This is a genomic window from Olsenella uli, assembly GCF_901212655.1.
GTDB lineage: Bacteria > Actinomycetota > Coriobacteriia > Coriobacteriales > Atopobiaceae > Parolsenella > Parolsenella uli_A.
In genome coordinates this window covers 62,951-76,699 of sequence record NZ_CAAKON010000020.1, presented here as the reverse complement: position 1 = coordinate 76,699, position 13,749 = coordinate 62,951, and the positions used below count along the sequence as shown (strand labels likewise).

Here is a 13,749-nt window from a genome sequence, read left to right as displayed (position 1 = left end):
CTCAGGACCTGCCCATGAGCGGGAGCCGCACGACGAAGCGCGTGCCCGCCTCGAGGCTGCTCGTGACCGAGATCTTTCCGCCGTGGCTCTCGACGATGCCCTTGGCGATGGCGAGCCCGAGCCCAAAGCCGCCGGTCTCCCTTGCGCGCGCCTTGTCAGAGCGGTAGAAGCGGTCGAAGAGGTGGGGAAGGTCCTCGGGATCGATCGGGGCGCCGTGGTTGGTGACGGAGAGCTCGGCCGCCTGCCCCTGACGCTCGAGGGAGACGAGGACCTCCGTGCCGCTCTCCGCGTACTTGCAGGCGTTGTCCAGCAGGGTCTTCACGAGGCGCTCGAGCTGGTCTGGGTCGCCCTTCACGTGCAGGTCTTCGGCCACGCTTGCCTCGATCGAGCAGCCCTGCTCAAAGGCCACGGCGTCGAACTGCAGCGCCTCGCCCTCGGTGATGCCGGAGAGGTCCACGTCCTCGTCGCGCCGGGCGTTGCCCGCGCCCTCCTCGGTCCGCGCGAGCTCGAGCAGGCCCTCGACGAGCCCCTTCATGCGCTCGGCCTCGTCCGCGGTGCTCTTGACCCACCTCCGGCTCTCCTCGGGAAGCTCCTCTGAGGACTCCTTGAGGATCTGCGTGTTCGCGAGGATGACGGCGAGCGGGGTCTTGAGCTCGTGGGAGGCGTCTGCCACGAACTGGTGCTGCTGCTCCCATGCGCGCTCGACCGGCCCCAGCAGCCACCGGGCAAGGAGGTTTGCGATGAGGAAGAGGGCCACGAGGCCGGCGATTGCCAGCTCGAGGTCGCCGACGATTTGGGCGTTGCGCGCGGCGTCGATGCTCGACGTGTCCGCGATGGCGATGCGCCAGCCGTAGGCGTAGGAGATGGTCTTCCAGGTGAGATGGTCGTCCGTGAGCCGGCCCTCGCTGGCGCTGGACGAGATGGCGTCGTTCACGCACGCGCGTAGGGCGTCTGCGTCAACGGAGAACTGCGACTGGTTCGTGCCGAGCCAGACCCCATCCGAGCTGACGTCGACCCACAGCACCGGCAGGTGCTGCATGCCGAGCGTCTCGTCGCCCGAGTCTCCCGGCCTCGAGTCGCCCGGCTCGCTGAGCACGCGCTCGAGGGACCTGTTGACGAGCTCCATGAAGGATTCCTGGGCATTTGCCGAGCTAAATGCTATGAGCGCGATCATGATGCCGCCCACGAGCAGCATGATGATGGCCACGAGTCGCCTTCTGAGCTTCTTGAGCACGCCGCCCTCCCGGCCCTTGGGCCCGCTGGCGGCGAAGATGTTCGCTACGCGCATGGGCTAGTCCATTTCCTCCAGACGATAGCCCAGCATGCGCAGCGTCGTGATCTCCACCTTGGACTTGACGTGCGTAAGCTTCTTGCGCAGGAAGCTTACGTAGGCCTCGGCCGAGTTCTCGCTGGTCTCCCCGTCGGTTCCCCAGACGCGCGTGAGCAGGTCGCGCTTGGAGACGATGCGCCCCGGCGTCGTCATGAGCATGCGCATGACCTCGAACTCCTTCTGGGAGAGGTGCACGTGGCGCTCCGCACACGAGAGGTCGTGCGTGTTCAGGTCGAGCATCAGGTCGCCGAAGGCGAGCTCGTCGATGACCACCTCGCCGGTGCGGCGCGTGAGGGCGCGCACGCGGGCGAGCAGCTCGTCGGTCTCGAAGGGCTTGGTCATGTAGTCGTCGGCGCCGCAGTCGAGGCCGGAGACCTTGTCGGCGGTTGAGGCGCGGGCGGTGAGCATCATGACGGGCAGGCCGTTGCCGGCCTTGCGCAGGGTGCGGACGATCTCGAAGCCGTCCATGCCGGGAAGCATGACGTCGAGCACGGCGGCATCGTACAGGCCGCTCTCCGCGTAGGCGAGGCCGGTCTTGCCGTCGTAGGCGGCCTCGGTCTGGTAGCCGTTCTCGCCAAGGATGTGGCAGATGGCGTCGGCGAGGTTGCGCTCGTCCTCAACTACCAATATGTTCATGGAAGCCTCTTTCTCACGGAGTTGCCCCTCATTCTACGAACGGCGCTGAAGTGGCTCTGAAGGTTCCTGAAAATGCGGCTCCGCCACGCAATTTCCACGTTGCGGCGCAAATCTCGCCGCCTTTGAAATCTTCCCTTCAATCTTTTTGGGCGTTGTCGTAATATAGACAGCCGCTTTATGGCTTTGCGGCGCCACGCCAACTCATGCTCGCGCCGCTCGTATGGAGGAGTTTTCATTGGCAGTCAAGATCCGTCTGGCCCGTCACGGCGCCAAGAAGCGCCCGTACTATCGCGTCGTCGTCGCTGATAGCCGCATGCCCCGCGATGGTCGTTACATCGAGGAGGTCGGCCGCTACAACCCGCTGACCACCCCGAAGACGATCACGCTCGACCTCGAGAAGATTGACGAGTGGATTTCCAAGGGCGCCCAGCCCTCCGGTACGGTGGGTCACCTCATCGACATCGCGCGCGAGGGTGACAAGCCGGCTCCTGAGAAGAAGCAGAAGCTCTCCAAGAAGGCCGCTGCCAAGGCTGCCGCCGCTGCCGAGGCCGCTGCCGCCGAGGCCGAGAGCGCCGAGTAGCGCATGTGCGCTGAGGAGCAGAAGGCTCCCGAGTCCGAGCAGAGCGCAGAGGAGCTGCCGAGCGACCGCATCGCGGACCTGGTGGAGCTCATCGTCTGCGGTCTTGTGGATGACGAGAATGCCGTCTCTCTTGACGTGACCGACCGTGAGGACGGCACGCTCATCGAGATCGAGTGCGCAGCAGACGATGCCGGCAAGGTGATTGGGCGTCACGGTCGTCAGATCAAGGCGATTCGCACCATTGCCAGGGCCCTGGGTCAGCGCGTCGGCACTTCTGTCGACGTCGAGGTCTTGGGGTAGCCCGTGGCTGCCGACTATAGGCGCATTGCCCGTGTTGCCAAGGCGCATGGGACAAAGGGGGAGGTCGTGGCGGTTCCCGTCGACGGCCTTCCCCCTCTTTTGTCCGATGGCCTGAGCGTCGCGGTGGTGCCTCCCGCATTGAAGGGCTCGCGCTGGCACGTCGTCTCCGACGTCAGGGACTCCGAGACGGGCCAGCTCGTGCGCCTCTCGAACGTCAATGACCTCGGGGAGGCGCGCGAGCTTGCCGGCAAGTACCTGCTTGCTGCCGAGGGCGACCTTCCGGAGAGCTTCGCCTGGATGGACCTTGTGGGCATCGTGGGCCGCGAGGTCGTCGATGACAGGCTTGGGCCCCTCGGTGTGGTCGAGGAGGTCATGGTGGGGCCTGCCAACGACGTGTGGGTCATCCGTGGCGAGCGCGGGGAGTCGCTTGTCCCGGCCGTCCCGGAGATGGTCCTCGACCTTCCGGAGGATGGGCCGATTCGTACGTCTGTGCCTGTGGGGCTGGTGCCCGGAGACGCGGCATCCGAGAAGGGGGAGTAGCGTGAGCCTGACCGTCGAGTCCCTCTCGGTGTTTCCCGGCGTGTTCGACCCCTACCTCTCGGCCTCCATCATGGGGCGTGCCCAGGCGAAGGGCATCTTCTCTTTTCGCGCCCATGACCTGAGGGACTGGACGCACGACCGGCACCGCACCGTGGACGACGCCCCCTTTGGGGGTGGCCAGGGGATGCTTATGAAGCCCGCCCCGATCTTCGAGGCCGTGCGGGACATCGCCTCGGAGGGCCCCCGTCCGCATGTGGTCTTCTTCACGCCCTGTGGTGAGCCGTTCACGCAGCGCGTCGCCGAGCGCCTCTCGGCCGAGGAGCGTATCCTGTTCGTTTGCGGTCGCTACGAGGGCATGGACGAGCGCGCGTACTCGCTTGCCGACGAGTGCCTCTCGCTGGGGGACTACGTCCTCACGGGTGGCGAGCTCGCCGCGCTCGTGGTCACCGATGCCGTGGTAAGGCTTTTGCCCGGGGCGCTGGGAGATGAGATGAGCCCGGTCGACGAGTCCTTCTCGACGGCGGGCCTGCTCGAGTACGCACAGTACACGAGGCCCGCCACCTACGAGGGCCTGTCCGTGCCGGACGTGCTGCTCTCCGGGGACCACGCGGCCGTGGACGCCTGGAGGCGCAAGAGCGCCGTGGAGCGCACTGCACGGTGGAGGCCAGACCTGCTGGCCGCAGCCGAGCTCTCTGATGAGGAACGAGACCTGGCCCGAAGACTCATGGGGCAGGACGCGAGGGGGGATTGCTAGATGGGCCGATCTGCGCGCGGGGGATTTGCCGACGTGCTTCAGCTCGTGACCATTGTCGCGGGCGCCCTTGTGGTCGCCCTTCTGCTGAGGGCCTTCGTCTGCGAGCCCTTCGTCATCCCGTCCAAGTCCATGACCGACACCCTGATGGTTGGCGACCGCGTCATCGGCGAGAAGCTCTCCTATCGCACGAGGACGCCCGAGGCGGGCGAGATCGTCACCTTCGTTGACCCGAAGGACTCCTCCCAGATTCTCATCAAGCGTGTCATCGCCACGGCTGGCCAGACGGTCGAGCTCCGCGATGGCCACGTGGTGGTGGATGGCAGCGTGCTCGATGAGCCCTACACGGAGGGCAAGCCCTCCGAGCCCCTCTCTGGGCATGCGGCGTCGCTCGACGAGGACGTCTCCTTTCCCTATACCGTGCCTGAGGGCTGCGTGTGGGTGATGGGGGACAATCGAACGAACTCTCTCGACTCCCGGTACTTCGGAGCGGTGCCCATCGCAAGCATCACGTCACATGCCGTCTTCAAGTTCTGGCCGCTCTCTGACATTGGCACCCTGTAGGCACGTTTCATAAGCAGCATCCCTCGGCCGCGCCCATCGCGGCCGTCTCCGTATACGCACAGTGCCCACGTGTGGGCCGTGAGGAGGAAGGCAAGGAAGGATGAGCGAAAAGGCTCTTACGTTCCAGGACATGATCTTGGCCCTCGAGCACTACTGGGCTGGGCACGGTTGCACCGTGATGCAGCCGTATGACTCCGAGGTTGGCGCGGGCACGTTCCATACGGCCACCCTGCTGCGCTCTCTTGGCAAGGCGCCCTGGCGCACCTGCTACCCGCAGCCGTGCCGCCGCCCCGCCGACGGTCGCTATGGCGAGAACCCCAACCGTCTCCAGCACTACTACCAGTTCCAGGTGCTCATCAAGCCGAGCCCTGCCGACTCGCAGGACCTCTACCTTGGGTCCCTGGCGGCCATCGGCCTCGACCCCGCCAAGCATGACGTCCGCTTCGTCGAGGACGACTGGGAGAGCCCCACGCTCGGCGCCTGGGGCCTTGGCTGGGAGGTCTGGCTTGATGGCATGGAGGTCACCCAGTTCACGTACTTCCAGCAGGTTGGCGGCATCGAGTGCGATCCGGTTCCCGTCGAGATCACCTACGGCCTCGAGCGCATCGCCATGTACGCCCAGGGCGTGACGAGCGTCTACGACCTCGTCTGGAGCTACCTGCCCGACGGCACCCCCATGACCTACGGTGACGTGTTCCTCGAGAACGAGCGCGAGTTCTCCGCCTACAACTTCGAGGTTGCCAACGTCGAGATGATGCGCCAGAAGTTCGACGATTACGAGCGCGAGTGCCATGCCTGCCTCGACGCCAACCTGCCGCTGCCCGGCTACGACTGCGTGCTCAAGTGCAGCCACGCCTTCAACCTGCTCGACTCCCGAGGCGCCCTCTCCGCCACGGAGCGCGCCCACTACATCCTTCGCGTCCGCACGCTGGCCAAGGCCGCCTGCGAGTGCTACCTGGCCAGCGTCGCCTCGAGCGAGGCCGATGGCAAGACCGACGAGACCGCCAAGAAGGGGGAGGTGGCCTAGATGGCAGAGACCCGTGACTTCCTGCTCGAGATCGGCTGCGAGGAGATGCCCTCCGCGCCGCTCAACAATGCCGTGAAGCAGCTCGGCAAGCTCGTGGAGGGCGGCCTTAGGGATGCCGGCCTCTCGCACGGCGCCGTGCGCGTCGTCTCGAGCCCGAGGCGCCTTGCCGCCCTCGTCTCCGACGTTGCCGTCGCCACCGACGAGGTGCATGAGGTGAGACGCGGCCCCGCGGCCAAGATTGCCTTTGACGCCGACGGCAACCCCACGAAGGCCGCCGAGGGCTTTGCCCGCAAGTGCGGGGTGGCCGCCGCAGACCTCGTTCGCCGCGAGGACACGGACGGGCGCGAGTACGTATTCGCCGAGCGCAGCGTAGCCTCCAAGCCTGCCATGCCGATCCTCTTCGAGCTCTCCGAGCGCGTGATCGGCTCGCTCGAGTGGCCCAACTACAGAAGCCAGCGCTGGGGCTCCACGCACGCTACCTTCGTGCGTCCGGTGCGCTGGATCTGTGCCCTGCTCGGCGCCGAAGTCGTGCCTGTCTCCTATGCGGACGTCACGAGCTCCAACATCACGCGCGGTCACCGCGTGCTCGGCGCCGGCGACCACGTGGTCGCCGAGCCTGCCGCGTACGAGTCCGTGCTCGAGTCTGCCTTTGTGCTCGGCGCCGAGCGCCGCGAGCAGGTCATCCGCGAGGGCATCGCCAAGGTCGAGGCCGAGCTCGGCGTTACCGTCGACACGCCCAAGAAGGTCTTTGACGAGGTCGTGAACCTCTGCGAGTGGCCGACCGTGCTCGTGGGCCACTTCGACGAGGAGTTCCTCGCCGTGCCCAACGAGATCATCTGCGAGTCGATGCTCTCCAACCAGCGCTACTTCCCGACGTACGACAAGGACGGCAAGCTCACGCGCGCCTTCGTTGTGGTCTCCAACGCCGACCCCGCCGTGTCCGAGACGGTGGTTGACGGCAACGAGCGCGTGGTCCGTGCCCGTCTGGACGACGCCAAGTTCTTCTACGAGGAGGACCTGAAGGAGCCGCTCGAGGCCTATCTGCCCAAGCTGGATAAGGTCACCTTCCAGGAAAAGCTCGGCACCGTTCGCCAGAAGGCCTCCCGCATGGAGGGGCTCGCGCCCGCCGTGGCTACGCTGGCCCTGGGCCTGGACGAGGCCCACGCACAGATGGCTGGGCGCGCCGCGCTGCTTGCCAAGGCAGACCTCGTGACGCAGGCCGTCGTGGAGTTCACGAGCCAGCAGGGCGTCATGGGCGGCTACTACGCCGCGGCCGCCGGCGAGCCCGCCGAGGTCTCGGAGGCCATCCGCGACCAGTACCGTCCACGCTTCGCCGGTGACGAGCTGCCGGCTGGCCCCGTGGGCATCGCGGTCGCCGTGTCCGACAAGCTCGACACGATCTGCGGCATGTTCGCCATCAACCAGCCGCCCACCGGCTCCTCCGACCCGTTCGCCGTTCGTCGTAGCGCCATCGGTGTCATCGCGATGCTGCGCGAGGCCCCCGGGCGCGCCCTCGAGGAGCTCATCGGCCGCTCGCTCGCGTCCTACGCCGAGCAGGGGCTCTCGTTCGACGCCGACGAGGTAGCAGCCAACGTCCGTGCCTTCTTTGCCGGCCGTCTGGCCACCATCGCGCGCGACGAGGGCATCGCGCCCGACACCATCGAGGCCGTCTCCGCGGCGGGCATCGTTGATCCCGCGGAGTTCCTGCACCGCGCGCATGCCCTCGAGGACGCGCGAGCCGGTCAGCCCGAGCTTTTCGACGACCTCGCTACCGCCTACGCGCGCGCCGCGCACCTCGGCGACGTCAAGCTGGGTCTCGAGGTCGACGAGGCGCTTCTTGGCGATGCCGAGCAGGCGCTCCTGCGTGCCGTTGACGAGGCCTCTGCGACGGTCTCTGAGCGTCTGGGGTCTGGCGACTACGAGGGCTCCCTTGCCGCGCTCGCCTCGCTTCGCGAGCCGATCGACCGCTTCTTCACCGACGTCCTCGTCATGGATGAGGATGAGCGCGTCCGCGACAACCGACTGCGACTCCTGAATCGCTTCTCTCACGTGTTTGACGGCGTTGCCAACATCGGTGCGCTCGCGAGGAAGTAGCGCCTGACAATTAGCTTTTGAAGTTTGGGCGGGCGCCCGGACGCGCCGTCTCTCATGCCTTGGCCTTGGCGGCTGGGCGCGAGGGGCGGGGCGGCCTCGGGCGCCCGCCCCATCTTTTTGTCCGCTCGTCGGCTTCCGTGGGCTCTGGTGCGTCCCGAAGAAGTACTATGAGCCTTAGCTTTGCTATCATCGCCGCTAGGGAGGGGCTCCGTGAAGGTTACGTACGACCAGCTTGGTGACAAGCTCCAGGACGACGCCACCGTCGTCTACGTCATTTCCGACTCGCTCGGTGACTCCGCGCTCAATGTCGTCTTGGCCGCGGCCGCGCAGTTCCAGGAGGGCTCGGTCCGCATCGTCCGCCTCGCGCAGATCGTGGCGCTCGAGTGCGTGAGCGACTACTTCGACGAGCACGAGGAAGACTTCGTCAACACCGCCGTTTTCCACTCCATCGTTGACCCGCAGCTCAGGAATGCCGTGAAGGCGGACCTCAACAGCCGAGGCATCGTGTCCATCGACATCCTTGGTCCCGTGGTCCAGCTTCTTGCGAGCCTTACCGGCCAGCGTCCGAAGAACCAGGCCACGGCGCACCACTCCGTTGACTCCCGCTACCTCAAGCGCGTTAACGCCATGGAGTTCTTCATCAACCACGACAACGGCAAGAACCCGCAGGACCTCCCGAAGGCAGATGTCGTGCTCGTGGGCCTGACGGGCTCTGCGAAGACGCCGCTTGCCATGCACCTCTCCTTCCTCGGCTACAACGTCGCGAGCATCTCGCTCGACGCCGTTGACGCTCTTCCTGCGGAGCTCGACCAGGTGGACAAGAACCGCGTCTTTGGTCTCGTGACCACCTCCGACGTGCTTGCCCAGAGCCGTAAGCGTCAGCTGGCCAACGGGGCCCCTGCCACCGAGGCGCCAACGGTCGACCTCGCTCGCATCGAGGACGAGCAGGCTGCCGCGGCCAAGGCCATGGCAGCGCTTGGGTGCGTCCAGCTTGACGTCGTCGGCAAGACTGTGGAGGAGCTCGCCGCAGATATCCTTTCGAGGATCGAGGCCGCGTAGCTCTTCGCGAGGGTCTTTCCTGGCAGTTGAGGCTGCCAAGGTCTGCCTGTGGTTTATTGACGAGATAAGCCCCGGATGGCACGAGGTGTCTGCCATCCGGGGCTTATCGTGTGGACCCATGGGACCAGGCGCCCAGGCATCGCCTGCGATGCGGCTACGGGAGCTCGATGTGCTCGATGCCCGGCTTCTCGCTCCTGCGGTAGAGGGAGAACTTGTGGCCGATGACCTGGACCACCTCCGCGTTCGTCTTGGATGCGAGGTCCGTCGCGGCGTCGCGCGCGGACAGGAGGTAGCCGTCCTGGACGCTGCACTTGATGAGCTCGCGTGCCTCGAGCGCCTCGTTGGCCTGCGTCACGACGGCCTCGTTGACGTCTGCCTTGCCGATGAAGACGACGGGCTCGAGGTGATGGGCAAGGCTGCGCAGGTGGCGGACCTGCTTGCCGATAAGTGCCATGGTTGTCTCGCTTTCGTGTGGGGCCGCCCGCGCGGGCGGCCGGGTGTTGCGCGGCTGTGCCGCATCCGAATACGAGATACTACCTTAGGTTGCCTGCCGCGCGTCTCTCGGCGACGCATTGCCTCAGGCTGTGCATTTCGGATGATGCCAATCTTGCCCTTGTGAGGGAGAATCCGAGACGGTATACTGCTCGCTTGTGTGCAAGCTCCACGTACCGTTCGCTGCGGCGTCGGGACCTCTGGACAGAGAGACAAGGAAAGCAGCATGGATTACATTCGCGCCATCGAGCGTCAGCAGATTCGTGAGGACATCCCCACGGTCATCCCTGGCGACCACGTGAAGGTGCACTACCGCATCAAGGAGGGCGACCGCGAGCGCATCCAGGTGTTCGAGGGCGACGTCATCCGCATGAGCGGTGGCTCCTCCCGTGAGACGTTCACCGTCCGCAAGATTTCCTTCGGCGTGGGCGTCGAGCGTACCTTCCCGCTTCACTCGCCGAAGATCGGCAAGCTCGAGGTCGTTCGTCACGGTGACGTTCGTCGTGCCAAGCTCTTCTACCTGCGCGACCGCGTGGGCAAGGCTGCTCGCATCCGCGAGAAGCGCGACTAGCGCACAGAGCATGCTCGGACAGGGCCGTCTCCTCACGGGGGCGGCCCTTTCGTTTGGAGAGGCTATGCCATCAAAGACCCCACATCCCGGAACCGCCCGCGAGATCGCGGCCACGCTTGCCGACGCCTCGGCCGAGGCGCTGCCCTCGCTCATCGAGCGCTGGCGCGACGATCCCCGCGCCCAGGTGCGCCGAGCCATCGAGGTTGCCGGCAGGAGGCTCGAGCGCGAGCGCGCCGAGCGCGAGCGCGTCCTGGGCATGTACGCCCTGATGCGCGAGATGGGCGGGGAGGGCATCGTGCTGGGCGTTGACGAGGTGGGAAGGGGCTCGGTGGCGGGCCCGCTCACGGTCTGCGCGGTGGCCCTGCCGGATGACCCCGTCGTCTGGGGCATCAATGACTCCAAGCAGCTCACGCCCAGGCGGCGCGAGGAGCTCTCCGCCCGCATCCACCAGGTTGCGGAGGCCATCGGCATCTGCCACATCCCGCCGGCCGAGATCGACGAGCTTGGCATGTCGGCCTGCCTCAGGCGGGCCATGGCTGCCGCCATCGAGCATGCGGGGGTAGACCCCGACGCGGTGCTTATCGATGGCAACCCCGTTCACGCGCATCCCAGGGAGCGAACCCTCGTGAAGGGGGACGCCCGCATAGCGTGCATTGCGGCGGCGAGCATCGTCGCGAAGGTCACTCGTGACGAAATCATGGTGGAGCTTGGCGAGCAATACCCCGGCTATCACCTCGCTGAGTCTAAGGGCTATGCATCGCCCGAGCATATCGCGGCAATTCGCGCGCACGGCCTGACCCCGGTGCATCGAGCGAGCTTCTGTCAAAACTTTTTGGAGACCGCTCGCCTCTTCTGAGCTGCGGTGTCGGGTTTCTGTTTGCGCTGGCACCCAAACACGTTTGACGCCTTTGCCATGCTTGCCCCCAAACCGTAGTCGAAAGGGGTGCGTATGGAGGTCATGGCTGGGTCGCTGGGCGCGCTTTCTGCCAGGGAGGTTGGGCGCATCGGCGAGGACGCGTGTGCCCGCATGCTCGAGGCGGCGGGGACGAGCGTCATCGAGAGGAACTGGCGTTGCCGTATCGGCGAGGTCGACCTCATCGTCTTGGACGAGGGCGAGGTGGCGCTCGTCGAGGTCAAGACCCGGGTCTCGCTCGGAGGGCCCCTTCCCGTGCCCGAGCTTGCCGTCGACTCCGACAAGCTTGGGAGATATCAGCAGCTCGCAGCCGCCTACCTCGTGGTGCACCCCGAGGTCCCAGGCCTTCGCTTTGACGTCGCCGGCGTCTGCCTCATCGAGGCCGAGGGCGCCCGCGTGGCCAAGGTCCATTACACAAAGAACGTGTGGCTGGCGGGTGAGCGGTGATGGGCTCCGTCTTTTCCGTCCATGCTGCCACGCTGCGGGGCATGGAGGCGCTCCCGGTTACCGTCGAGGTAGACCTGTCTGGTGGCATTCCGGGAATGACGGTCGTCGGCATGCCCGACTCCGCAGTGCTCGAGGCCCGGTCCAGAATTCGCTGTGCTCTCAGGACCTGCGGTTTCGAGATTCCCCGTCTGCACGTCACCGTCAACCTCGCCCCGAGTGACGTGAAGAAGACCGGCACTGGCATGGACCTGCCCATAGCCATCGGCATCCTTGGGGCCACCGGCCAGATTCCCGTCTCCGGGCTCGACGGGTGCATGTTTGTGGGGGAGCTCGGACTCAACGGCTCCGTCTGTGAGGTTCGCGGCGCCATGGCCTATGCGCTTCTGGCCCGTGACCAGGCGCTTGCCCTTGTGGGGGCGCCTGAGCTCGCATCTTCGGCCACGGGCGTCTCTGGCGTCAGGGCCCCGCTTGTGCTCGACGACCTGTCTCAGCTGAGGCTCGGCGTCTCCGAGCTCGACGGCGCCCAGGGCAACGTTTTCCATGAGCCGCCGGGCCCGTGCGCCGAGCCGGGGCTCGACTACGAGGACGTCGTTGACCAGGAGGCGGCCAAGCGCGCCTTCGTGGTGGCCGCCGCAGGCGGGCATGGCCTGCTCATGATGGGGCCGCCGGGTGCCGGCAAGACCATGCTGGCGAGGCGGATGCCGTCCATATTGCCCGAGCTGGATGACGAGGCTCGGCTCGAGTCCATGCTCATACACTCCATCTGCTCGCTGCCGCTCGACTCCCTCGCGCGCGGCATCAGGCCCTTTCGTGCCCCGCACCACTCCGTCACCCGTGCGGGGCTCGTCGGCGGGGGAAGCCCGGTTACGCCCGGCGAGGCCTCTCTTGCGCACCGGGGCGTCCTATTTCTTGACGAGCTCCCTGAGTTTGCCCCCATGGTGCTCCAGGCCCTCAGGCAGCCTATGGAGGATGGGGAGGTGAGCATCGTGCGCGCCGACTCCAAGTATACCTTTCCGAGTCGCTTTCAGTTGATTGCCGCCGCAAACCCCTGCCCGTGCGGTCACAGCGGCGACCGTGGGCACCCGTGCCGGTGCACCCCTGCGGAGGTCATGCGCTACCAGGGGCGCATTGGAGGTGCCCTCCTGGACCGCATCGACGTGTTCGTCAACGTGGCGCGCCCGGCTGCGGGCCGCGTGATTGAGGGGGCCTCCGGCACGCCGTCTTCCAAGATGCGCGAGGCCGTCTTGTCCGCGCGCACCTTCGCCTCCTGGCGGCAGGCCAGAGACGGCGAGGACTCTGCCGCTGGCGGCGTGAGGGCCTGCCGCCTGACGCCCGAGGCGGCCTCGATGCTCGAGCGCCTGGCCGAGCGGCTCTGCCTCGGCGGCAGGGCGATCTCGCGGACTGCCCGCGTCGCCAGAACCATCGCGGACCTCTCGGAGCGCGAGTTGGTGGAGCCTGCGGACGTGGCCGAGGCCTGTGCCTACAGAATCCGAATCGGGGGAGATGGGGACCATGCGGCCTAAGGAGCGCTACGGCGTGCTTGTTGCAAGGTCTGAGCGGTGGGAGCTTGCCCCCTCGGACGAGGGCTATCCCAAGTCCCTGCTTGACCTTGAGAGCCATGCGCCGGTGCTTCGCGGCGTCGGTGACCCGAAGGTGCTGCTCGGCGACTGCGTGTCAATCGTTGGCGCCAGGAAGGCGACGCCCTATGGGCTCGCCTGCGCGAGGATGGCGGGGCGCGTCTCGGCCGAGTGCGGGGTCACGGTGGTCTCGGGCGGCGCCGTCGGCTGCGACCAGGAGGCGGGCACGGCGGCCCTCGACGCCGGGGGCGTCACCGTCGTGATTCCCGGCTGCGGTGCGGACCAGCTGTATCCCAGGTCGAGCGACGACCTCTTCTGCCGCGCGGTCGAGGCCGGTGGGTGCGTCGTCTCCATAGAGCGTTGGGGCACGCCCCCTACGCGCTGGACGTTCGTCAACAGGAACCGGGCCATAGCGGCGCTTTCCCAGTCACTGGTGGTCTGCGAGGCCGGAAGGCCCTCGGGAACGTTTGGCACGGCCACGACCGCGGCCGAGCTCGGCAGGAGGGTCTATGCGGTGCCCGGGTCGATCATGTCGCCGATGTCGCGCGGCACGAACTGGCTCATCGAGTCCGGGGCTGCCATCGTCGTGGACGAGCAGGCCCTCGAGGGCCTCATCGCGCTCGACTATGGCAGGCTCAGGCTCGTTTCTCAGGAGCGGGCAGAGGGCCATGGCAAGCTGCTGGACGCGCTCGTGGCAAGCCCCCTGGGGCTAGAGGAGATCGCCGGGCTCATGTCGCTCGACATACCCGCGACCCTTGCACTCGTGTCCGAGCACGAGGCCATGGGAAGCGTGGAGCAGCTGCCCGACGGGAGATTCGTGGCGTCGAAGGGGCTGCTGCTGGGGCAGAATAGGGAACGTTGATTCGAG

The 13,749-nt window shown here is 66.7% G+C and carries 16 protein-coding genes; 13 read left to right on the top strand and 3 right to left on the bottom strand.

What is annotated here, in order from left to right; translation table 11 throughout:
- Position 1: 1 nt before the first annotated feature.
- Positions 2 to 1,288: a sensor histidine kinase gene (locus EFAMC2_RS02950; RefSeq protein WP_154026829.1), complete on the bottom strand. Its 1,287-nt coding sequence runs from the start codon at positions 1,286 to 1,288 to the stop codon at positions 2 to 4.
- Positions 1,289 to 1,291: 3 nt separating this feature from the next.
- Positions 1,292 to 1,966, bottom strand: a complete 675-nt coding sequence (locus tag EFAMC2_RS02945; protein ID WP_154026828.1) for a response regulator transcription factor — start codon at positions 1,964 to 1,966, stop codon at positions 1,292 to 1,294.
- A 235-nt stretch (positions 1,967 to 2,201) separates the two neighbouring features.
- Between EFAMC2_RS02945 and rpsP the strand changes: the two genes are divergently transcribed.
- From rpsP to EFAMC2_RS02905, 8 genes are all read left to right on the top strand, one after another.
- A complete protein-coding gene (gene rpsP, locus EFAMC2_RS02940) occupies positions 2,202 to 2,546 on the top strand; it encodes a 30S ribosomal protein S16 (RefSeq protein ID WP_154026827.1) in 345 nt (114 codons plus the stop codon).
- Positions 2,547 to 2,549: 3 nt separating this feature from the next.
- On the top strand, positions 2,550 to 2,846 hold the full coding sequence (locus EFAMC2_RS02935; protein ID WP_154026825.1) for a KH domain-containing protein: 297 nt from the start codon (positions 2,550 to 2,552) through the stop codon (positions 2,844 to 2,846).
- A 3-nt stretch (positions 2,847 to 2,849) separates the two neighbouring features.
- Positions 2,850 to 3,386 (top strand): ribosome maturation factor RimM, encoded by a 537-nt coding sequence (locus tag EFAMC2_RS02930; RefSeq protein ID WP_154026823.1) that lies wholly within the window; start codon positions 2,850 to 2,852, stop codon positions 3,384 to 3,386.
- A 7-nt stretch (positions 3,387 to 3,393) separates the two neighbouring features.
- A complete protein-coding gene (trmD, locus tag EFAMC2_RS02925) occupies positions 3,394 to 4,140 on the top strand; it encodes a tRNA (guanosine(37)-N1)-methyltransferase TrmD (protein WP_154027185.1) in 747 nt (248 codons plus the stop codon).
- The gene (gene lepB, locus EFAMC2_RS02920) at positions 4,141 to 4,701 is read left to right on the top strand and encodes a signal peptidase I (protein ID WP_154026821.1); all 561 of its coding nucleotides are present in this window, start codon (positions 4,141 to 4,143) and stop codon (positions 4,699 to 4,701) included. It begins immediately after the preceding gene.
- Positions 4,702 to 4,801: 100 nt separating this feature from the next.
- Entirely contained in the window at positions 4,802 to 5,728 is a 927-nt protein-coding gene (locus EFAMC2_RS02915; RefSeq protein ID WP_154026819.1) for a glycine--tRNA ligase subunit alpha, read from the top strand.
- Positions 5,729 to 7,822 carry a glycine--tRNA ligase subunit beta gene (gene glyS, locus EFAMC2_RS02910; RefSeq protein WP_154026817.1) on the top strand — a complete coding sequence of 698 codons (2,094 nt, stop codon included), beginning with the start codon at positions 5,729 to 5,731 and terminating at the stop codon, positions 7,820 to 7,822.
- A 210-nt stretch (positions 7,823 to 8,032) separates the two neighbouring features.
- Entirely contained in the window at positions 8,033 to 8,881 is an 849-nt protein-coding gene (locus EFAMC2_RS02905; protein WP_187325111.1) for a kinase/pyrophosphorylase, read from the top strand.
- A gap of 154 nt (positions 8,882 to 9,035) precedes the next feature.
- On the opposite strand, the gene yhbY is transcribed toward EFAMC2_RS02905, so the two are convergent.
- The gene (yhbY, locus tag EFAMC2_RS02900; protein ID WP_154026813.1) at positions 9,036 to 9,335 is read right to left on the bottom strand and encodes a ribosome assembly RNA-binding protein YhbY; all 300 of its coding nucleotides are present in this window, start codon (positions 9,333 to 9,335) and stop codon (positions 9,036 to 9,038) included.
- 264 nt (positions 9,336 to 9,599) lie between these two features.
- Here yhbY and rplS point away from each other — a divergent pair, with 264 nt between their 5' ends.
- From rplS to EFAMC2_RS02875, 5 genes are all read left to right on the top strand, one after another.
- Positions 9,600 to 9,944: a 50S ribosomal protein L19 gene (gene rplS, locus EFAMC2_RS02895; RefSeq protein WP_073294688.1), complete on the top strand. Its 345-nt coding sequence runs from the start codon at positions 9,600 to 9,602 to the stop codon at positions 9,942 to 9,944.
- 64 nt (positions 9,945 to 10,008) lie between these two features.
- Positions 10,009 to 10,800: a ribonuclease HII gene (locus tag EFAMC2_RS02890; protein ID WP_154026811.1), complete on the top strand. Its 792-nt coding sequence runs from the start codon at positions 10,009 to 10,011 to the stop codon at positions 10,798 to 10,800.
- A gap of 93 nt (positions 10,801 to 10,893) precedes the next feature.
- Positions 10,894 to 11,304, top strand: a complete 411-nt coding sequence (locus EFAMC2_RS02885) for a YraN family protein (protein WP_154026809.1) — start codon at positions 10,894 to 10,896, stop codon at positions 11,302 to 11,304.
- Positions 11,304 to 12,827, top strand: coding sequence for a YifB family Mg chelatase-like AAA ATPase (locus EFAMC2_RS02880; RefSeq protein WP_154026807.1), 1,524 nt, complete (start codon positions 11,304 to 11,306; stop codon positions 12,825 to 12,827). The genes EFAMC2_RS02885 and EFAMC2_RS02880 overlap by 1 nt, the downstream gene beginning before the upstream one ends.
- On the top strand, positions 12,817 to 13,743 hold the full coding sequence (locus tag EFAMC2_RS02875) for a DNA-processing protein DprA (protein ID WP_154026805.1): 927 nt from the start codon (positions 12,817 to 12,819) through the stop codon (positions 13,741 to 13,743). Before EFAMC2_RS02880 ends, EFAMC2_RS02875 begins: the two co-directional genes overlap by 11 nt.
- The last annotated feature ends 6 nt before the right edge of the window (positions 13,744 to 13,749 follow it).

Coding starts and splice junctions, on each gene's coding strand:
- EFAMC2_RS02880 (WP_154026807.1), top strand. CDS start 11,304: ATGGGCTCCGTCTTTTCCGTCCATGCTGCCACGCTGCGGGGCATGGAG.
- EFAMC2_RS02885 (WP_154026809.1), top strand. CDS start 10,894: ATGGAGGTCATGGCTGGGTCGCTGGGCGCGCTTTCTGCCAGGGAGGTT.
- EFAMC2_RS02935 (WP_154026825.1), top strand. CDS start 2,550: ATGTGCGCTGAGGAGCAGAAGGCTCCCGAGTCCGAGCAGAGCGCAGAG.
- EFAMC2_RS02890 (WP_154026811.1), top strand. CDS start 10,009: ATGCCATCAAAGACCCCACATCCCGGAACCGCCCGCGAGATCGCGGCC.
- yhbY (WP_154026813.1), bottom strand. CDS start 9,335: ATGGCACTTATCGGCAAGCAGGTCCGCCACCTGCGCAGCCTTGCCCAT.
- lepB (WP_154026821.1), top strand. CDS start 4,141: ATGGGCCGATCTGCGCGCGGGGGATTTGCCGACGTGCTTCAGCTCGTG.
- rplS (WP_073294688.1), top strand. CDS start 9,600: ATGGATTACATTCGCGCCATCGAGCGTCAGCAGATTCGTGAGGACATC.
- EFAMC2_RS02945 (WP_154026828.1), bottom strand. CDS start 1,966: ATGAACATATTGGTAGTTGAGGACGAGCGCAACCTCGCCGACGCCATC.
- glyS (WP_154026817.1), top strand. CDS start 5,729: ATGGCAGAGACCCGTGACTTCCTGCTCGAGATCGGCTGCGAGGAGATG.
- EFAMC2_RS02915 (WP_154026819.1), top strand. CDS start 4,802: ATGAGCGAAAAGGCTCTTACGTTCCAGGACATGATCTTGGCCCTCGAG.
- EFAMC2_RS02950 (WP_154026829.1), bottom strand. CDS start 1,288: ATGCGCGTAGCGAACATCTTCGCCGCCAGCGGGCCCAAGGGCCGGGAG.
- EFAMC2_RS02875 (WP_154026805.1), top strand. CDS start 12,817: ATGCGGCCTAAGGAGCGCTACGGCGTGCTTGTTGCAAGGTCTGAGCGG.